The organism is Streptomyces sp. NRRL F-5122, from assembly GCF_001507435.1.
Taxonomy (GTDB): Bacteria; Actinomycetota; Actinomycetes; order Streptomycetales; family Streptomycetaceae; genus Streptomyces; species Streptomyces lannensis.
The window spans coordinates 60,874-81,069 of record NZ_LMWH01000236.1 but is presented as its reverse complement, the minus strand read 5'-3'; the positions used below and the strand labels follow the sequence as shown (position 1 = coordinate 81,069).

General features: G+C 66.9%; 15 protein-coding genes. 9 read left to right on the top strand and 6 right to left on the bottom strand.

Going from position 1 to position 20,196, the window contains the following annotated elements:
• Positions 1 to 88 precede the first annotated feature (88 nt).
• The 9 genes from ADL25_RS24550 to ADL25_RS24510 all read left to right on the top strand — a co-directional run bounded on the left by ADL25_RS24550 (position 89) and on the right by ADL25_RS24510 (position 11,886).
• Positions 89 to 2,098, top strand: coding sequence for a type I restriction-modification system subunit M (locus ADL25_RS24550; RefSeq protein WP_059129973.1), 2,010 nt, complete (start codon positions 89 to 91; stop codon positions 2,096 to 2,098).
• On the top strand, positions 2,095 to 3,381 hold the full coding sequence (locus tag ADL25_RS24545; RefSeq protein WP_324614063.1) for a restriction endonuclease subunit S: 1,287 nt from the start codon (positions 2,095 to 2,097) through the stop codon (positions 3,379 to 3,381). The genes ADL25_RS24550 and ADL25_RS24545 overlap by 4 nt, the downstream gene beginning before the upstream one ends.
• A 2-nt stretch (positions 3,382 to 3,383) precedes the next feature.
• Positions 3,384 to 6,587 (top strand): type I restriction endonuclease subunit R, encoded by a 3,204-nt coding sequence (locus tag ADL25_RS24540; protein WP_059129972.1) that lies wholly within the window; start codon positions 3,384 to 3,386, stop codon positions 6,585 to 6,587.
• Positions 6,588 to 6,753: 166 nt separating this feature from the next.
• Positions 6,754 to 8,358, top strand: a complete 1,605-nt coding sequence (locus ADL25_RS24535; RefSeq protein ID WP_059129971.1) for a serine/threonine-protein kinase — start codon at positions 6,754 to 6,756, stop codon at positions 8,356 to 8,358.
• 125 nt (positions 8,359 to 8,483) lie between these two features.
• Positions 8,484 to 9,278, top strand: a complete 795-nt coding sequence (locus ADL25_RS24530; protein ID WP_199839208.1) for a winged helix-turn-helix domain-containing protein — start codon at positions 8,484 to 8,486, stop codon at positions 9,276 to 9,278.
• Complete coding sequence (locus ADL25_RS52255) at positions 9,199 to 9,432, top strand: restriction endonuclease (RefSeq protein ID WP_199839207.1); 234 nt, start codon at positions 9,199 to 9,201, stop codon at positions 9,430 to 9,432. Before ADL25_RS24530 ends, ADL25_RS52255 begins: the two co-directional genes overlap by 80 nt.
• Before the next feature lie 283 nt (positions 9,433 to 9,715).
• Positions 9,716 to 10,369: a hypothetical protein gene (locus tag ADL25_RS48280; RefSeq protein WP_159044996.1), complete on the top strand. Its 654-nt coding sequence runs from the start codon at positions 9,716 to 9,718 to the stop codon at positions 10,367 to 10,369.
• A 329-nt stretch (positions 10,370 to 10,698) separates the two neighbouring features.
• A protein-coding gene (locus tag ADL25_RS46470) for an IS5 family transposase (protein ID WP_420711360.1) occupies positions 10,699 to 11,510 on the top strand; the annotation gives its coding sequence in 2 pieces (ribosomal slippage) (positions 10,699 to 11,050 and positions 11,050 to 11,510; 813 coding nt in all).
• A 46-nt stretch (positions 11,511 to 11,556) separates the two neighbouring features.
• On the top strand, positions 11,557 to 11,886 hold the full coding sequence (locus tag ADL25_RS24510; protein ID WP_059129968.1) for a hypothetical protein: 330 nt from the start codon (positions 11,557 to 11,559) through the stop codon (positions 11,884 to 11,886).
• A gap of 2,470 nt (positions 11,887 to 14,356) precedes the next feature.
• On the opposite strand, the gene cas6 is transcribed toward ADL25_RS24510, so the two are convergent.
• From cas6 to ADL25_RS24480, 6 genes are all read right to left on the bottom strand, one after another.
• On the bottom strand, positions 14,357 to 15,124 hold the full coding sequence (gene cas6, locus ADL25_RS24505) for a CRISPR system precrRNA processing endoribonuclease RAMP protein Cas6 (protein ID WP_059129967.1): 768 nt from the start codon (positions 15,122 to 15,124) through the stop codon (positions 14,357 to 14,359).
• A 127-nt stretch (positions 15,125 to 15,251) separates the two neighbouring features.
• Positions 15,252 to 16,412: a hypothetical protein gene (locus tag ADL25_RS24500; protein ID WP_059129966.1), complete on the bottom strand. Its 1,161-nt coding sequence runs from the start codon at positions 16,410 to 16,412 to the stop codon at positions 15,252 to 15,254.
• A gap of 37 nt (positions 16,413 to 16,449) precedes the next feature.
• Positions 16,450 to 16,893, bottom strand: coding sequence for a hypothetical protein (locus ADL25_RS24495; RefSeq protein ID WP_059129965.1), 444 nt, complete (start codon positions 16,891 to 16,893; stop codon positions 16,450 to 16,452).
• Positions 16,890 to 18,290, bottom strand: coding sequence for an RAMP superfamily CRISPR-associated protein (locus tag ADL25_RS24490; RefSeq protein ID WP_059129964.1), 1,401 nt, complete (start codon positions 18,288 to 18,290; stop codon positions 16,890 to 16,892). The genes ADL25_RS24495 and ADL25_RS24490 overlap by 4 nt, the downstream gene beginning before the upstream one ends.
• A complete protein-coding gene (locus tag ADL25_RS24485; protein ID WP_059129963.1) occupies positions 18,287 to 19,651 on the bottom strand; it encodes a type III-B CRISPR module-associated Cmr3 family protein in 1,365 nt (454 codons plus the stop codon). Before ADL25_RS24485 ends, ADL25_RS24490 begins: the two co-directional genes overlap by 4 nt.
• Positions 19,641 to 20,195 carry an RAMP superfamily CRISPR-associated protein gene (locus ADL25_RS24480; protein ID WP_063805740.1) on the bottom strand — a complete coding sequence of 185 codons (555 nt, stop codon included), beginning with the start codon at positions 20,193 to 20,195 and terminating at the stop codon, positions 19,641 to 19,643. The genes ADL25_RS24485 and ADL25_RS24480 overlap by 11 nt, the downstream gene beginning before the upstream one ends.
• Position 20,196: the final 1 nt, after the last annotated feature.

Genomic DNA, 20,196 nt, shown 5'->3' with positions numbered 1-20,196 from the left:
CACTGGCGCACTTCTTCACTTATCCATCACACTCGGCCGTACCCGCCCCCTCGTCTGGCGGGACGGCTCGGAAGGAACTCGGGGAACCTTGAACAGCAGCAAGCACACGGAGTTGGCGAACCACGCCTGGTCCGTCGCCGACCTTCTGCGCGGCGACTACCGGCAGCACGACTACGGCAAGGTGATCCTGCCTTTCACCGTGCTGCGGCGCCTGGAGTGCGTCCTGGAGCCCACACGGGACAAGGTCGTCGAGACGGTGGCCCGGTTCGCCGGCCAGGACATCGACACCGACCGCTTCCTGCGGAAGGCCTCGGGCCATGCCTTCTACAACAAGAGCGAGCTCACGCTGCGGAAGATCGCGGCCGACCCTCAGAACGCGGCGAAGAACCTGCAGATTTACGTCGGCGCCTTCTCCGACAACGCCCGCGAGGTCCTCGACAAGTACGAGTTCAACCAGCAGGTCAGGAAGCTCGACGGCGCGAACCTGCTCTACCAGGTCATCGGCAAGTTCACCGACCTCGACCTGCACCCCGATGTCGTGCCCAACCACAACATGGGCTACATCTTCGAAGAGCTGATCCGCCGCTTCGCCGAGCAGTCGAACGAGACTGCGGGTGAGCACTTCACGCCGCGCGAGGTCATCAAGCTGATGGTCAACCTGCTGGTGGCGCCCGACGCGGATGCCCTCAGCCTTCCGGGTATCGTGCGTACGGTCATGGACCCGGCCTGCGGCACGGGCGGGATGCTCAGCGCGGCCGACGACCGAATCAAGGCCCTCAACCCGGACGCGACGGTCGAGGTGTACGGGCAGGAACTCAACCCCGAGTCCTGGGCGATCTGCAGGTCTGACCTCATGATCAAGGGCCAGGACCCGGACAACATCGCCTTCGGCAACTCCTTCTCCGACGACGGCCACGCCCGCCGGAAGTTCGACTACATCCTCGCCAACCCGCCGTTCGGTGTGGAGTGGAAGAAGGTCAAGGAGGAGGTCGAGTACGAGAACAAGTCGCTCGGCGACGCCAGCCGCTTCGGCGCGGGCCTGCCGCGCATCAACGACGGCTCGCTGCTCTTCCTCCAGCACATGATCTCGAAGATGAAGCCGGTGGATGTGAACGGCGGGGGCGGCTCCCGCATTGCCATCGTCTTCAACGGCTCCCCGCTGTTCACGGGCGCGGCCGAGTCCGGCGAGTCCAACATCCGTCGCTGGATCCTGGAGAACGACTGGCTGGAGGCGATCGTCGCCCTCCCGGACCAGCTCTTCTACAACACTGGCATCTCCACGTACTTCTGGATCCTCACCAACCGCAAGGACGCCGACCACAAGGGCAGGGTCGTCCTGCTCGACGCGCGCGACCAGTGGCAGAAGATGCGCAAGTCGCTCGGCGACAAGCGCAAGGAGCTCGGCGACGGGACGAACGGCCGCCCCGACCACATCGGCGACATCACCCGGCTGTACGCGGAGGCCCTCCAGGTCGCCGAGGACCCCGAGCACCCGCTGCACGGCAAGGTCAAGGTCTTCGCCAATGAGGACTTCGGCTACCAGCGCATCACCGTCGAACGCCCGCTGAAGCTGCGCTTCGAGGTGACGGAGGCGACGTTGGCGGCGCTGGCGGAGGCCAAGCCGGTGGCGAAGCTGGAGCGGAGCGAGGAGTTCGTCGCGGCGGTGCGTACGTTGCTCGGCTCGACGTGGACGACGAAGTCCCAGGCGTTCGTCGCGCTCAAGGATGCGGTGGTCGCGGCCGGCCTGACCTGGCCGTCGGGAGCACCGTTCGCGAAGGCGGCACGGGAGACGATCGGTGTCCGGGACCCGGAGGGCGAGGTCCAGAAGGTCAAGGGTGCACCGGAGCCGGACACGGACCTGCGGGGCTATGAGAACGTTCCGCTGGGCGAGGACGTCGAGGACTACCTCAAGCGCGAGGTGCTGCCACACGTGGCGGACGCGTGGATCGACCACACAAAGACGAAGATCGGCTACGAGATCCCGTTCACGCGGCACTTCTACGTGTATAAGCCGCCGAGGCCGCTGGCGGAGATCGACGCGGAGCTGAAGTCGCTGGAGGCGGAGATTCAGGCGCTCCTGGGTGAGGTGACGGAATGAGCGGTATGCAAGCTACGTCGCTCGGATGGACACCTGTCATCCCAAGCAGTTGGAAGGTTGTTCCTCTCAACTTCGTTGCAAAGATGGGTACGGGGCACACTCCCGACCGGAATAAGACGGAGTACTGGGAAAGCTGCACTATCCCGTGGGTTACGACCCCAGATGTCACGCGTCGAGCTGACTCTCTGGCTCCTCTGATGGAGACAGAGCAGCAAATTAGTGAACTCGGCATGGCCAACAGCGCTGCCGTGCTGCACCCCACTGATACGGTCATGCTGTCTCGAACGGCCTCGGTGGGTTACAGCGTCCGAATCGGTCGGCCCATGGCCACCACTCAGGCGTTCGTGACGTGGCACGCCGGACCGGATCTCGATCCACGCTATCTGCTTCTCGTCCTCAGGGCCATGAAGCAGGAGTGGCGGAAGTTGGCCTATGGATCGACTCACCTCACGATCTACATGCCAGATCTCGAGTCCATCCGAATTCCGCTGCCTCCACTGGAGGAGCAGCGCCGCATCGCCGATTTCCTCGACGCCGAGACCGCCCGCATCGACAGGTTGACTCACCTGCGCAGCCGCCAGGCGAAACTCCTCGAAGAACGACTCGGACTCGCACTCGACAACGCTTTCGAGAATGTCGCATATGAGCCCACTAGGCTGAAGCATCTCTTGGCGGTGAAGCCTCGGTATGGTGTTCTGGTCCCTCAGTTCAGTGATTCGGGCGTGCGATTCATCCGGGTCAATGATCTTCTGGACCTGGCTGGTAGGGCCGACTCGCTGGCAAAGATCCCGGATGAACTTTCATCCCAATACGCGCGGACGGTAACGCGGCCCGGGGACGTTCTGCTCAGCGTCGTCGGGACGATGGGGCGGTCCGCGGTTGTGCCTCCCCAGCTAGCTGGGGCGAATGTGGCTCGGGCCGTAGCATCCTTGCGGACACGCCAAGGAGTCTCACCTGAGCTCCTTGCCACATGGCTGACCACGCCCTCTTTTCTGCGACAGGCATCGGACGTAACCGGATCGGACACCGCGCAGCCGACGTTGGGTATGGAGGACCTTTCCAACTTCAGGTTGTCGTGGCCGGTCGATGAGCGGGGCCGAGACGAGCTCTTGCTCATCACCTCAACAATTCGTCGGCACCAAAGAGAGCTCACCCGGGTCCTCGAAGCCCAGCGGCGGGTGCTTGCCGAGCGCCGCCAGGCCCTAATCGCCGCCGCAGTAACCGGCCAGTTCGACGTCTCCACTGCCAGTGGACGCACTGTAACGGACGGAGTGAGCGCGTAGCCATGAGCCCCATCCACACGGAGTCCGCCTTCGGTGATGCCATCGTCGCCGCTATGGTCGAGCGCGGCTGGCGCGAGGCGCGCCCGCAGGACTATCAAGCCGATCTCGGTCTGGACACCAACGAGTTGTTCACTTTCATCGGGGCGACCCAGCCCGACGAGTGGAGCGAGCTGCTCACCGTCTACGGCGGCGACCCGAACGAGGCGCAGCGCGGGTTCGCCAGTCGCCTGGACCAGGCCATAGCCACGAACGGGCTCCTCGATGTCCTCCGTAACGGCGTCAAGGACCGGGGTGTCCTGATCCGTGTCGCGTACTTCAAGCCGAACCTCGTCGCTCACGACTCCGTGCTCGACGGCTACCGGGCCAACCGGCTCACCGTCGTCCGCGAACTCGGGTACGCGACGAAGCAGGCTGACTGGGGCAACCGGCTCGACCTCACCCTGTTCCTCAACGGAATCCCGGTTGCCACGGCCGAGTTGAAGAACCCGCTGACCAAGCAAGGTGTGGAGCAGGCCAAGGAGCAGTACCGCACCGACCGCGACCCCACCGAGCTGATCTTCACGCGCCGGGTCGTCGCGAACTTCGCCGTCGACCCGGACCTGGTCTTCGTCGCCACCCAGCTCAAGGGCAAGGACACTCGCTTCCTCCCGTTCAACACCGGTTCCAACGGCCCCGGTCAGCCGGGCGGCGCCGGCAACCCGGCCCCGACCGCCTTCGGTACGTACGCGACCTCCTATCTCTGGGAGCAGGTCTGGCAGCCGGACAACTGGCTGGACCTGCTCCAGCGGTTCGTGCACCTGCACAAGAGCAAGATGCCCGGCGGCGGCACCACGAAGACGATGGTCTTCCCCCGGTTCCAGCAGTGGGACGTGGTCAAGAAGCTCACCGCGCACGCTGCAACGCACGGCGCCGGCCACGAGTACCTGGTCATGGCCTCGGCTGGCTCGGGCAAGTCGAACACCATCGGCTGGCTCGCGCACCGCCTCAGCGACCTGCACACCTCCACCGACCCGTCGGAGCTCGATGCCGAGGCCGTGGCCAAGGGCCTCAAGCCGGGCGTGCCGGTCTTCGACAAGGTCATCGTCATCACTGACCGCCGCAACCTGGACGCCCAGCTCCGGGAAACGGTCGGCAGTTTCGAGCAGACCGCGGGTCTCGTCGTGAAGATCGACGAGAAGCATGGAACGAAGGGCGAGCAGCTCGCCAAGGCCCTCTCCCGCGACACCGGGAAGATCGTCACCGTCACCCTGCACTCCTTCCCGGCACTGCTCGACTACCTCCAGCGCAACCCCACCGAGATTCAGGGCAGCCGCTTCGCGATCATCGTGGACGAGGCGCACTCCTCACAGTCCGGCGACGCCGCCACCGCCGTACGGTCCGCCCTGCGCGACCTCGGCCTGGACTCCGACTCGGCCGACGCGGGCGCGACCACGGTCAAGGCCGAGGCCGCCACCCTCGACGAGCAGCTCAAGAAGAGGGCCGAGCAGCGTTCCCGCGCCGCGAACCTCTCCTACTTCGCGTTCACCGCCACGCCGAAGGCCAAGACCCTCGAACTCTTCGGCACGCTCCAGGACATCGACGGCAAGGCGACCTACCGGCCCTTCCACACGTACTCCATGCGGCAGGCGATCGAGGAGGGCTTCATCCTCGACCCGCTGCGCAACTACGTCACGTACAACACGTACTGGAAGCTGGTGAACCAGAACCCCGACGAGCGGGAGGTCGACCCGTCGAAGGCGAACTCCCTGCTCGCCCGGTACGCGCTGACCCATGACTCGACGGTCGCCCAGCACGCCCAGGTGATCGTGGAGCATTTCGTGGCGCACAGCCGGGGCCGTCTCGGCGGGCGGGCCAAGTCGATGGTGGTGACCGCATCCCGGCAGTCCGCCGTACAGATGGCGCGCGCGATCAAGAGCTACATCAAGGACCGGAACTACGACAGCAAGTACCCCGACCTCGGCGTTCTCGTCGCCTTCTCCGGCTCGCTCACCGTTGACGGCGAGGAGACCACCGAGCCGAAGGAGAATGGCGGGCTGTCGGAGAGCGCGCTGCCGAAGGCGTTCGCGTACACGCGTGCCGACGACAAGGCCGCCCGAGCCGGCGGGGCGGGACAGCGCGAATACAGGATCCTGGTCGTGGCGGAGAAGTACCAGACCGGGTTCGACCAGCCGCTGCTGACGACGATGTACGTCAACAAGTCGCTGACGGGTATCTCCGCCGTCCAGACCCTGTCCCGGCTGAACCGGACCGCCGACCGCAAGACCCAGGCGGACCTGGCGGTCCTGGACTTCGTTAACGACGCCAACGACATACAGGACTCCTTCCGCCCGTACTTCGAGGAGGCAAACACCCTCCCCTCCGACCCCAACCTGCTCTACACCGCGCAGAGCCGGGTCATGCAGGCGGCGGTCCTGTCCGGGCAGGAGATGGACGAGTTCGCCGCCGCGTACTTCGCCGCCAAGGAGAAGGCCGCAGGTTCGCAGTCCAAGTGGGAGAAGCTCCACGCCGAGCTGTACCGGCTCCTCTCGCCCGCCGTCGCCCGCTTCACCGCTCTGCTCGAAAGCGACGACGAGGACGACCAAGAGACGGCGGAGGGCTTCCGCGCCGACCTCAACGATTACGTCAGGAAGTACGGCTTCCTCGCCCAGATCGTCCCCTACCGGGACGCCGAGCTGGAGCGATTGCACCTCTACGGCCGCTACCTCCTCAACCGACTGCCGCGCCGCGCGGACGGCGGCGTGGACATAGGCGAGGTCGACCTCAGCCACATGCGGGTGGAGAAGACCGGCGAGTACGACGTCTCCCTCACATCCGAGGGGCCGACGACGATGCAGGGCTTCGGCGACGGCTCGGGCGGCGTGAAGGAAGCGGAAAAGTCGCTGCTGTCCGAGCTGATCGAGCGATTCAACGAGAAGTTCGGCACGGACTTCACCGAGCAGGACGTGATCCAGCCGTTCGAGGAAGCCGTTGCAGACCCGAAGGTGCGACTGGCGGCCGTCGCCAACAACGACCCGGAGAACTTCGGGGTCGTCTTCGACGACGTCTTCGAAGACAAGATGGCCGACCACATCGACACCATCGCGGGCCTGGGCCGCCAGTACTTCGGCCCGGACAAGAGCTTCAAGAGCTCCCTCAACCGCAGTGCGCGACGCGCAGCCTGGCGGATGATCCGCCGGGAGGAAGGCATCGACGACAACGTGGCGTGACGCTGGGCGGGACTGGGTTGGGCGCGGAATTCTGCCCGGCCCGGCCCCGCCTGGACGAACGATCAACGCGGCCGTCACACTGGCGGTGCACCCGGACGCCACCGGTCTCGGACCGAGGACGCACCGGCGTACGACAGGCGAGGCCCTAGAAGGGGGAGGCGGGGGCGTGCCGTCACAGGACATCTCCGACCGTTACGAACTCGTGCAACCGCTCAGCCACGGCGGCATGGGCGACGTGTGGCGCGGCTACGACCGAGTGCTCGACCGCCCCGTCGCGGTCAAACTCATACGCCAGGCCGCCATCGCCACGCCCGCCATGGCCGAGGAGTTCACCAAGCGGTTCAAGCGCGAGGCACGCGTCACCGCGCGCATCCAGCACCCCGGCGTCCCGCAAGTCTACGACGCCGTACTCGACGAGTCGGACGAGCAGCTGTACCTGGTGATGGAACTCGTCGACGGGGTCCCCCTGGGCGATTACATCGATCCCGACCAGCCGCTGCCGATGTCCTGGGCGGCCGCGGTCGCGGCACAGGTGTGCACTGTGCTGTCCCACGCGCACGCCGTGCCCATCGTCCACCGGGACCTCAAGCCCTCCAACATCCTCGTGGCGGAAGACGGCACGGTGAAGGTCCTCGACTTCGGCATCGCCGCGGTCCTGCGCACCGACGTCACCAGGATCACCGCCACCGGGAACCCGGTCGGCACCAGCCAGTACATGGCGCCCGAGCAAGTCCAAGGCGGACGGGTCACGCCACAGAGCGACCTGTACGCGCTCGGCTGCATCCTGCACGAACTGTGCTGCGGGCGACCCCTGTTCAACGGGGTAGGCGAGTACCAGTTGATGCGGCAGCACGTCGAGGCCGCGCCTGTACCGTTGCGATTGCTGCGGTACGACGTGCCAAATGCACTGGAAGAGCTTGTCCTCCACTTGCTGCGCAAGCGTCCTGAGCGTCGGCCCGCCGACGCTCAGGAGGTGTACGAGCGGTTGCTACCGTTCCTGCCCCCGCCCGGCCAGGCGGCAGCGCCTGACGAGGTCGGTCCCGTCGGCACCCCCGACCCCACGGGGATCTACCGGCAGCCGTACGCGCCCCGCCCCCGCGCCGGGACTCAGCCGCCCAACATCCCGGCCACCCACGCCGAACCGTCCGCCCCGCCGGTACCGCCGGCAGCCGCGGCCCGGCTCCGCGAAGACATCAAGGTGGCACGCGCACAGGCGAACGCCCTACTCGAGGAGGAGCGGTTCACCCAGGCCGCCGAGGTCCTCAGCGACGTCGTCGAGCCGGCCGCACTGGCGCTCGGCTCCGACAACAGCGAGGTGCTCGACCTGCGCATGGACCGGGCCGCGGTCCGCTTCCTCGGCGGCGACTACCGCCGGGCACTGCCCGAGTTCGACGCGCTCGCCAGTGCCTTCTCCCGCACCGCCGGGCCAACCAGCGAAAAGGCGCGCTCCTGCCACGCCCAGGCCGCGCACTGCCGCGCTGAATTGGGCCAGGTGACGGTCGCCCTGCAGGAGTTCGAGGCCGTCCTGCGCCAGGTGCGAGCCGTGGACAGCGACGCCAGCGACGAGGCGATCGAACTGCGCCGTGCCATCGGATTCCTGGAGCTGTCCGAGGGACGCCTCGTCGAGGCCCGGCGGATGCTCGAGCCGCTCCACGACGACATGTGCGTGGTCTACGGCCCCGACGACGAGGAGACCGTCGAAATTGCTGAGGCCCTGACACGGATCCGCCTCGCCCTGGGCGGTACCCATCGGGAAACACCGGAGACTTGACGGACGCGAGCCGCCTGGACTCCACGCATGTGGATGTCATCGCCCTTGCGGACGCACCCCGCGTGCGCGCGTGTATTTTGCTCTGCGCTCCTGTGGTGGGCCAAGGATTAGCTTGGAGGGTTTGAGTGCGTGACACCCCGATGGACGTCGCTGTGGACGGCCTGCCGAGATTTCATGATTTCTTCGCGCCCGCTCTAGTCGTCCTGGCGGCCGGGGAGACGATGCAGACGCGCGACATCATCGCCGCGGTCTCCGACCGGCTCGGGCTGACCTCCGAGCAGCGCAACCAGGTCATACCTAGCGGACAGCGGCGCCTCGACAATCGCGTGACGTGGGCGTTGAGCTACCTGTTCCACGCCGAGGCCGTGCGGAAGCCCCGTCGTGGTCTGTTCGAGATCACGGAACGCGGACTCAAGTTGGCCCAGGTGCATCCGGATGGGTTCGGCCTAGATGTACTGCGGCAGTTTGAAGAGTTCCGTGCTTTCCAGGCACGATCCAAAGGACCCGTAGGGGCGCAGGCCGTCGGCCCCACCGGCGCCGATGACACCAGTGATCAAACACCTTTCGAGCAGATCAGCGCCGCAGTCGAACAGCTTGATGCCGACGTCGCCACCGAACTGGTGCAGCGTCTTCACGCCGCCCCGCCTGAGTTCCTGGAGAAGGCGGTCCTGCGCCTGCTAGTCGCCATGGGTTATGGCGGCAGCGACGAGGCAGCCGTCCACCTGGGCGGTCCCGGGGACGGCGGGTTCGACGGAGTCATCAATCAGGACCCTCTTGGTATCGGCCGCATCTATATTCAGGCCAAGCGTTACAAAGCGGGATGTCATCGGCAGGCCGGACGTGCAAGCGTTCCTAGGCGCGCTACACCACGCCGGCGCGGCTGGCGGCGTCCTCATCACCACCAGTCGGTTCACGCCTGACGCTGTCGCCTTCGCCCGGTCCATCACCCCACGCGTCATCCTCATCGATGGCCCACGTCTCGGACGGCTCATGGTCACCCACGGAATCGGGGTACAGGAGCGGCAGACCTTTCGGGTAGTGGAGACTGATGAAGACTTCTTCGAGACTGCATGATCGGTCCAGGTTCTCGGGCCGTCCCTGTGGGCGAGAGGATTTCCTGCGCGTAGAACATGACAAGCCGTACTGGGGGCTGGAGCGTCGGCGTGGGCCAGCCGCGGAGAGCGCAACCCCCCTGTGAAAACGAGGCGGCCTTCCTGCAGCAAGCAGCGCCGGGGAGGGGCGGGTTATGGGAGCCGGTGCGGAGGTCCGGGCAGTCTTGGGCGCTGCCTGGTGGGATGGGACGGTCAGGCAGTCCGAGGAGCTGGCCAGGGCGGCGGAAGTGCGGGGTCCAGATGCCGTGGGGCGGCTGGACGCGCTGCTGCAGGCGTGGGCGGTCGGGTTCGCGGCCGTGCGGCCCGATGTCCTGTCTCCGCGCGTGGCTGCGTCCCGGCGGGGTCTTCGGGCGGACGAGGCGGCGGGGTTTCTGGCGGCGCTTGACGCGCGGGTTTTTCATGTGGACTCTGCCGGATTCGTCGTGCCGCAGGTGTTCCGACTCAAGGCTTCCGGCGGCCGATATGCCTTGTTCAGCCGTAACGGCTCGGGCGTGGCAGTCAACTTGGAGTATCTGATCCAGATGGCCGCAGCGGCGGAGCTGCTGATGGTTCACGGGGTGGCGGGGACGGATATCTGCTTCGAGCAGGGGGAGTTCGATGCTGTGGTGAAGAGCGGCGGTTCGCCGGTGCTGGCCATGGAGGCCAAAGCCAGAATCGCGGGTGCGGACGGGCTGCTGGAGTTGCTGAGCTCCCTGCTGAGGCTGGGCGCGAATCCGCAGGCGGCGGCCACCGGCAATCATTGGCGTAAGTACGCGGCACTGTTGGATATGACGGCATCGGGACCGGTGGTGTTGTGGCTGGTGGCCGACGGCGCTCGCTGGGCCTTTGACGCAAACACGGTTGATGGGGCCGTGCGGCTGACGCCCCGTTCGACCGCGGGAGGACCTCTCATCCGCTGACGCGCGCGTATCCGCTGGTCGGCGATAGCCACTCCTGCACGTGGTCGCCCGCACACTCCGGGCAGGCGTATACCCCTGTGTCGAGGACATGAGCACCGATCCGGCCGCGGGAGATGCCCGTGCTGACGGCCCCGCCCGACGGCTCACAACCCGCTCCCTGGAAGGGAGGAGCCTCCGTTTCTATGCCCTGCGGGCCTCTCGTTCCTACGGAACGAGACACAACGGTTCGCTGGACAATCGAGTTCTGCGTTTCTAACAACGGCTAACACAAAGAGTTGGATCGGCGCTGATGACCGTGTCCGGGGCGGAAGTTGAACGTTCGGACCTGCGTGGGGACATCGCCTTGGAACGTGTCGGATGAACTGTGGAACCGCCTGGAGCCCTTGCTGCCGCAGCGTGAGCGCAGGTTCCGGTATCCCGGGCGAAGGCCGTTGCCGGACCGGGAGGTGTTGTGCGGGATCTTGTACGTGCTGCACACCGGGATCCAGTGGGAGTACCTGCCGCAGGAGCTCGGTTTCGGCTCCGGCATGACCTGCTGGCGGCGGCTGCGGGACTGGAATGAGGCGGGCGTGTGGCAGCGGCTGCACGAAGTCCTGCTCGCCGAGCTGAACACGGCCTCACGGCTGGACTGGTCCCGCTGCGTGGTCGACTCCTCCCACGTCAGGGCGTTGCAAGGGGGATCCATACGGGCCCCTCGCCGGTCGACCGGGGCCGGGCCGGCTCGAAGCATCACCTGATCACCGACGGGCACGGCACCCCGCTCGCGGTCCTGCTGACCGGCGGCAACCGCAACGACTTCACTCAGCTTCTGCCGCTGCTCGAGGCGATCCCGTCAGTCCGCGGCCGGGTCGGCCGGCCCCGCCGCAGACCGGACTCGCTGTTCACTGACCGAGGCTACGACCACGACGTTTACCGCGACCAGGTCCGTGCCCGCGGCATCGTGCCAGCGATCGCCCGCCGCGGCACCCTGCACGGCACCGGGCTGGGCACCTACCGCTGGGTCGTGGAGAGGAGTTTTGCGTGGCTGCACGGCTTCCGACGCCTACGCATCCGATGGGAAAGGCGAGCCGACATCCACGAAGCGTTCCTCAGACTCGCCTGCTGCCTCATCACCCACCGTCAACTGCTGTCCCTCACCTGACCAGCACCCGTCCCACTCGAAAACCGGGGTCCGACAAACTGACCCCATGAACCGTGATGACCTGGAGGCCGCACTCGGCAGTGACCAGAGTGCCTTTGCGTGTGCTGCCCGGGCCGAGCTGCAGGCGGGCGCCGACTTCAAGCTGTTCGAAAGCCAGACCGCCTCAGCCCGTCTGCTTTGGACGACCTGGTCCGATCGGCACCAGACCATGCTTGAGACGGGCGTCACCCCTCGTCCCGGGCTGGCCGAAGCTGTCGACGGGCTCTACTCCGCAGGAACCGATCGCGTCTACTCGGCGACGATCACCGGCACGCAGCAACGGTTCACCGTCTTCCTCTCGGAAGACCTCACCCGCTGCATCGCCTGCATGGGCTGACCAGCGCCCCTTTGTGTTAGCCGTTGTAAGCCCTGCGGGTCTTTGGTTCCTGCAGAATCCCCGTGGCAGAAGGTCACCGAGCTCGACGGTGCCATTGTTTCTATGCCCTGCGGGCCTTTCGTTCCTGCCCAACACTCGTGACTCCAAGGACACGGCCGGCAACCAGGCGCTTCTATGCCCTGCGGGCCTTTCATTCCTGCGGAACCCTGGACGCTCTGCAGCAGCTCGCCGAGGGAGCCGACACGTTTCTATGCCCTGCGGGCTTTTCGTTCTTGCGGAACGACGCGTCGTTCTCCTTCGACGGAGTCATCGGTGCCTTCGTTTCTATGCCCTGCGGGCCTTTCGTTCCTGCGGAACAAGGTCTGCATCTCGCTGATGGTCCGGGAGGACGGGAGTTTCTATGCCCTGCGGGCCTTTCGTCTTGCGGAACGAAGCTCGTCCTCGTAAGTCGTGGTGGTCGAGTCCTCGCGTTTCTATGCCCTGCGGGCCTTTCGTCTTGCGGAACCCTTCGGTACGGGCAACGCTCGTGACCTGCGGTCATAGTGCCCGTTGCGCGAGGCTCCTCGCCAGGGGCCTACTTGATCTGTGATGCCGTTCACAAGATCTGCTTCTGAGGCTGCGACCCGCGGGGTTGGCTCGCGCGAGAATCGGCCTCCGAGGACTCTTGGCCGGGAAGGCGGTTACGGCTCCTTCGAGCCGTCTGGCCGTCCGTCTTCCGTGCGTGGGATTCCGGTGCGCCGATCGTCGTCCAGCCAAGGCCGACGCCACCTTGCGACCGGCGGTACCGCGGCACGGCAAAGGTCGCATGGACCAGGAAGCCGATGCGGTGGCCCTGTCCGATGTCGACGGGGCGCTCCTCACGTCGTTGGCGGTGAGCAGGGCCGTCTCTCGGAGCTCGGTAATCAACGGGCCTCGACTCAAGCTGATCATCCACAGTTTCACGTTTCTATGCCCTGTCGGTCTTTCGTTCCTGCGGAACACACCACCATCGTGATCCGTCCGAAGAAGCGAGTGGACGGGTTTCTATGCCCTGCGGGCTTTCGCTCCCGCGGCACACTGGAGCACATGTGGCGCGAGGCGGAGGCGTTCCGGTTTCTAAGACCTGCGGGTCCTTTGGCTCCTGTGAAAACTCTGGTCTTTGATCCACCTGTTTAACTACGAGAACAAGGCGTTTCTATGCCCTGCGGGCCTCTAGTTCCTGCGGAACCTTCAACAAGAAGACGCAGAGGTGGGAGCAGAAGTTCGTTTCTAAGCCCTGCGGGCCTTTCGTTCCTGCGAAACTTCTGGCGTTACGGTAATTGACCGTAACTGTTGAGCTCGTTTCTATGCCCTGCGGGCCTTTCGTTCCTACGGAACGGCTCAGAACCGGTCGCTGGACAATCGAGTTCTGCGTTTCTATGCCCTGCGGGCCTTTGGTTTACGGAGCCCGGTGTGGCAACGGATTGAGCTCCAGTTGAGCTGTCGATGTTTCTATGTCCTGCGGGCCATTAGTTCCTACGGAACGCTCATCGCCTGCATCTGGGCCAAGGCTCGGGTGGGCGAGCAGCTTCTATGCCCTGCGGGCCTTTCGTTCCTGCGGAACCAGCCTCTTCGCGGTTGAACTCGGTCGTGACCTGCGGGAGGTTTCGATGCCTGCGGGCTTTTAGTTCCCGCGGAAGACCCCACTACTTCACGATCCGCACGCTGGGCAACCTGTTTCTACGCCCTACGGGCCTTTCGTTCCTGCGGAACTCGCAAGAATTACACGGCCTATAATGAGACTGTTTCTATGCCCTGCGAGCTTTTCCTTTCTGCGAAACTCACCGGCTTCATCGGCATCGTCATCGGTGGCCGGGTCGTTTCTATGCCCTGCGGGCATTTCGTTCCTGCGGAACGAGGCTCCTGCTGAACAAGTTGCGGCGCCTCATGCGGGTTTCTATGCCCTACGGGCCTTTCGTTCCTGCGGAACACGTCGTCACCGCCATCGGCGGTGCGCTGATGCTCCTTGTTTCTATGCCCTGCGGGCCTTTCTTTCCTGCGGAGCAGGAAAACTACTGCCACTACTGGCGGGGTGTCTATGCCCTGCGGGCCTTTAGTTCCTTCGGAACCTTTGCTCCGATTCCTGAAGAATATCTCGTCAGAGGCGTTTCTATGCCTCGCAAGCTTTCGTTTCTACGGAACTCGGTCGAGACATGATGCTCGACTTGATTGGACGTCAGTTGCTATGCCCTGCGGGCCTTCGTTCCTACGGAACACCGGACTACTTCACGATCCGCACGCTGGGCAACCTGTTTCTATGCCCTGTGAGCCTTTCGTTCCTGCGAAACCCTTTGGCACGGGCGGGGGCCTGTGACCTGCGCCGATTGTGCCCGTTGCGCGAGGCTCCCCGCCAGCGCCTTGCCTGGGCTGTGACGCCCGTCACAAGATTTGCGACCTGCGGGGTTTGGCTCGCGCGAGCTCGGCCTCCGAGGACTCTTGGCAAGGAGGGGGGTTACGTGCTCCTCCGAGCCGCCTCTCCGCCCGCCTTCCGCCCGTGGAGTTCCGGCATGCTCACCCTCGTCCAGCCCAAACCATGGGTGGTCTGGGCACCGATACCGGCGAGTTCGGCGAAACGGGAGAGCGCCGTGAAGGCCAACGCCACCTCGCGACAGGCGGTACGCGGCACGGCAAAGGTCGCGTGGCCCAGGAAGCCGGTGCGGTGGCCTTGTCTGATGTCGACGGGGGCGCTCTTCACGTCGTGGGCGGTGAGGAGGACCGTCTCTCGAAGTTCGGTGATCAACGGGTTCGGAAACGGGGTCTCGGCGTAGGCGTTCCAGCGGCGGCCGAGGCTCGTGTAGACGAGTTCGGCGTCCGGGAGAGGAATCCAGCGGCCCTTGCGTGTGAAGTGAGTGACGGACAGAAAGTCCATGGTCACGCGCTCGGCAGGTGGGAGGGCGAGCAGGGCTGGGTAGGAAGCTCCCTCGGCACCGACGTCCTCGACGGTGAAGAACTGGCCGCCGAGGCGAACCTGTTCGCCGACCCATTCCTCCAACCGCGGCACGGTCCCGTCGTTGAGCCAGCCCAGGGTCAGGAGCGCGCGTCCCGGGGCGTGCGGGGCCTGCATGAGCGGGGTGATGGAGAACGGTTTGGTCTGGCCGTGGTGGTCGGCGCCGAGACCCTCCAGGAGCGCGCAGGCCAGCCCGTGCAGGTGGGCCGGGGCGACACGGGAGGGCCGGGTGCCGTCGTCCGGGCGGAGAAGGAGGTGCCAGCGTTGAGGCATCAGTGCTCCTCGTCGACGCGGAGAGAAGCTCCGGCAGTGAGCGGGATACAGCCGGTGATCTGGCCGGCGGGGTGATGGAGCAATCTGATGGCATGCGGGGTGCGGTTCACGAGCCGCTGTGGCGCGTTCACGCGTGCTGTCCCCCGGGTCCGGCCGGAGAGGGCGCGGCCGTGGGGGCCGTCGTGTTGAGGAGGCTGAGTTCGTGGCGGATGACGGTGACCTGGTCGTTCTTCATGAGCCAGCCGACGGCGATGGTGATCGGCAGGGGCGCGTTGATGAAGAGGTGGACGTCGACGGTGGCGCTGCCGGACTGCTCGGCCCATGCCTGCCTCGCGGCGATGAAGCATCGGTAGGTGTAGGCCGCTATGGCTTCGAAGGCTTCTTTCGTCTCCGGTAGCCGTTCTGGGGCCGCTTCCAGGACGGTGTAGGCGCCGCACGGGTTTCCTGGCGCTTCGTGGTCGTTGGGGGTGAAGACGTAGCCGGTGTGGGTGCTGTCGCCGGGGCGGCGGACGAGGCCTGTCTCGGAGACTGCGCACGCGTCCGCGATCATGGATAGTGCGGGAGACAGACGGACGATGAACGCGAGCCGGTGCCGGTGCTGAGCCGGACAGCCTGGGTGCGCGACAAGTGCTGGGGCGCCGGCGCCGGGGGCTTGTTTGAGGTGAGCGGTGAGAAGGGCCTCTTGGCCAGGGGCGAGGGGGTTCCTGAGATGGCTGCCGAGCGTGAGGCCAGGGACGACGGTCCGCTGGTCGGCGCCGGGCAGGTGCATGACGGACAGGGTGGAGTAGGTGTCATGGGCGAGCCGGCGCCCGAGGTGGAAGCCGTCGTACATCTGGGCGAGCGGATAGAGCGTGACGGAGCCGTCGGCGCCGCTGGTCCTGATTTCTTCGACGCGGGCGTCGATGAGGTTCGCGACGAGGTCCATGCGCGCGTCCGGGGACAGCTCCCGGTTTCCGGGGCTGAGCAGCTTCGAGTGGACGACGAGGGTGCTGCTGTGGTTCTTCTTCGATGCCTCGATCATCGCGGAGACCCGGCCGCCCTGCGGGTCCGGGTAGAGGGGGATGACGACGCCGACGCCTCGTTGGCGGACAAGTGTCCAGCCGAGGACGACGACCAGAAGCATCCCGATCAGAATCAGGCCAAAGAACCAGGCCGAGTCCCACCATTTCTGGAGGAGGTTGGGGACGACACCCAGGGCGACCGCGGATCCCCCGGCGACCAGAATGACGCCGACGCCTTCGCGGCTCCGCAGGAGTTTCCAGAACTGGCCGTACCAAGACTGCTGCATGACGCCGCGTCCTCTTGTCGGTGGGATGTCGGCTTGGTCAGGGCGTCGCGCGTACGAACGTCGCGGGGGTGGGGCCGGGCAGTTCGAGGAGTTCGAAGGACAGGGCGTGGGCCGCTTCGGGTAGCGGGCCGGCTTGCTTGTCGTCCGGGCCCCAGGGGGTTCCGTGGCGAATATGGGCCGTGACCAGTTCGCCGTCGCTGCTCTCGCCGGGGTGGAGTGCGGCGACCATGGCCTCCCGGCCGTCGACGCGGACCCTGACACACCGTTGCATGTCCCATGCCCACAGGTGCGTCGCCTGCGGGACGTCCTGTGGTAGTTCGTCGGCTGGGGCCACGAAGAAGCCGTCGAGGTCCGACCACGCGCACAGCGTCCCCGCCAGTAGGGCCCGCGCCTCGGGCCACGGCATGCGCCCGTGGCGGTGCAGGCGAGCCGGGGCCGTGGTCGCCTCATACCGGGTTTTGGGTGACGCTGCTGTCGTCATGCCGGGGCCTCCTCGGTGAGCGCGGCGTGGAGTCGCCGTAGCGTTTCGACGGCTGCCGGACGTTCCCGGGCGAGCAGGTGGCCGGTGGCGGGGAGGACGGTGAGCGTGCCCTGGCCGCGGGTGGTGCCGGCGCCGATGCCGAGGCGGCCGGCGGCGAGGTCGTCGAGGGCGAGGAGGAGGGCGGCGCGGGCGAGTTCGGGGATGTCGCGGTCGTGGCGGATACGGACCGTGAGGGTGCCGTCCTCGATGGTTTCCTCGGTGTAGAGTGCTTCGTCGCGGGCGCCGCCGAAGACCCGGTCGAGGGCGACGTGGTTGCGGATGCGCACGGTGCCTTCGCGGATCACGGTGTCGGTGAAGACGAGGCGGCCTCGGGCGCCGATGCTCGGCGGGAGTTCGGCGTCGGGCGAAGCCTGGTCGTGGGCGCGGGTGCGTTCTGTCCAGCCGAATGCCGCGCACAGCACGCACGTCCCGCACGGGCCGGAGTCGTCACCGACGGAGGAGCAGGCGTCGAGGCCGACGGATCGCAGGATGAACTCGCAGCGCGCGCGTAGCACGCCCTTCCAGGTGCTGCCCGGCACGATCGGGAGGTCGTCGTGGTCGCGCAGGATGGCGGAGATCCTCGTCCGGCGGCCGGGACGGTCGAGGACGTCGCCGCTGCCGATGTGGAGGGCGTCGGTGATACGGAATTCCAGCGGCTGCTCGAACACCTCGGGCAGGGCGCCTGGGCCGCCGTTCTTCGCGTGGTCGTAGACGACGGTGGCGTGGTCGTCGACGAGTGCAGGCCCGCCGCCCATGAGCCAATGCTGCATGCCGTCGGCGCTGTCGAGGTCGATCGACCGCTTGAGGACGCGGGTGAGGAGTGCCTGGCCGTGGCCGGTCGTGCGCCCTCGTCCGACAACGGGCCGCCAGGCGGCGAGCAGGTCGACGAACTCGTCAAGGAGCGGCGATTCCAGGCCCGGGGTGTCCACGCGCAGCCACAGCAGAATCTTCGTTTCCGGCGGCAGGAGTTCGCGACTGTGGAGGGTCTGCGGTCGGGCGGCGGCCCGGTGCCGGTCGATCGCCGTACGGCGCCGGGTCTCGGGCGGCTGGGGGAGTTCCAGTCGTGTGCCGAGAACGCGGACCGGGGAGGCGACGACGATCGTCTCGGACGGCGGGGCGTCTGTGCCGTTGCCTGGGCGGACGTTACCGAAGAGTGCTTCTTCACGTCCGGTGCGATGTGCTTGCTGGCGCAGGGAGCCGGCGAGGGAGGTGCCGGGCAGGTAGGGGCGGCCCCACGCGTCGCGGGCCACGGGCAGATCGGGGTGGAGGACGGAGCCGATGGTGAGGCTCTCGGGCGCCGTGACCGCTCCGGCGGTGAGCAGTTCCAGCTCGGCGCGCAGGATGTGCACCACGCTCATGACGAGTGCTCCTCATCGGTTTTCAGGCGGTGCAGTGCGGCCAGGCGGGCCAGGGTGCGGTCCAGGGTGCCGGGGGTAGCGCGCAGCAGCAGGTCCTGGACGTCCCGTCGGAGTTCACCGGGCAGGTTGCGCAGTCGGGAGCGTTCGAGGAGGGCGTCGTGGGGTGGGTTGCCGGCGGCGCGTTCCTCGACGTACGGGCGGAGCTGGTCGATGAACCAGGCGCTGTGGCCCGACCGGTACAGCATCCGCGCGTAGGACTCCGCCGGATCCATGGCCTCCTGCCCGGTCGGCGCTTCCTCGGTCACGAAGCCGCCGGGTGGGGTCCAGGCGCTTGTGGCGGTCTCGAGGGCGCCGAACCCCTCGTTGCGGCGCAGCCCGACCCCGCGCCCCGCGAGCGCCAGCAGGGTCTCGGGCGCGGGCGGTTCCTCGAAGGTCAGGAGCAGCACCGACCCGGCGCTCACCGCCAGCTCGACGGGCTTGGGCAGGTTCGACGCGGCATGCCAGCCGCCGACGCGCTCCCGCCGGGCCCACACCTGCTCCACCCGCACGATGCGCGTGGCGAGCACGGAGGACAATTCGGCGCCGAGTGCCTCGCCCAGCCGGTTGCGGTCAGCCAGGTCGAGAGGGAGACCGCTGGTGTCGGTGAGGATAGCCGGGGAGGCGAGTCTCAGCGCCACGCGCTCACCCGTCTCCGGAAGGCGCGGGGAGGCGGTGGCGGCACTGTAGGTGACGCCGCCGCTCGTGCCGCGCCGGCCACCCAGCCGCAGGCCCCGGCACTGACTCAGCCAGCGGGCCGCCGCCTCGGGGAGATCGTCGGCGGCAGCGACGCGGCCGTGGAACTGCCGCTCGTCGCCCTTGTGGTCGTGGTGGGTGAGGGCACGGCGGGTGAACAGGTCGCCTTCGGAGGCGACCTGCCGTTCGTTGTGGATCTCTAGATGGGTTTGCTGGACGACGAGACCGCCCGTCGCGCCGCCGAAGAACTCCACCTCCCCGCGCCCGGCAGTCAGTGGCCCTCCGCAACTTCCGCAGTACAAGGAGGAGCTGTCGTCGAACGCCTCGTCGGGGTGGACGCCAGCGCATCGCTGGTACTTGCAGCGCCGCACCGACAGCGGAACGATCCCCGACCCGGTGGCGAACAGCGGCCCGTAGACGGTCTCGGATTCGAAGAGGGCGACGAACTCCCGCCGCAGCTGCGGCGGGACCTTGTTCGGCAGCCCGTGATCCCGGATCCACGCTGCGGCGAGCGCACCGCGCAGGACAGAGCCGGGAACGTGGTGCTGGGTCTGCACCGGCGCGGTGCCCGCCGGGCGGACACCGAGCGCGAGGGGCTGGTGTGCGGTCACCTGGATGTCAAGAAGCATGCTGCTGCCCCCAGTTCGCGGCGAGCGCGCGGAAGCGGTCGACGAGGGCCGCGTCCACGACCGGATCGCCGGTCGTGCACTCCACCCAACCCAGCCCGCGCCGCCGGTCGGAGCCGACGCTGTGCACCCCGGCTGCCGCACATGCCAAGACGGTCAGGTGGTCGTCCTCGCTCAGCGGCGACTCCGGAAGCCGCGCGTGCCGCGTGACCTCGAACTCGGCGGTGCGGGCCCAGACTTCCTCGCCGTACAGGAGATGGTCACGCTTGGCTGCACCTGTCTCTTCGTCGAGGGAGACACGGACCCGCATCCTCACTTCGGGCTGGTCGGGGAAGCGGGCTGAGGACCAGGCCCATACGGTGGGCTTCCGTGCCCCGCCGAACACGTGCTCCACCAAGCCCGGCAGTCCAGGCAGGAGGTTTTCGGCAGAGTCCCGCATCAGGCCCTTCAGCGAGGACGCCGGCAGCAGATCGTTTCGGTCGACGGCCGCGTCGATCCCCGGCCGGGCCACACCCGTGGCGACCCGGAACGGGCCATGGAAAATCATC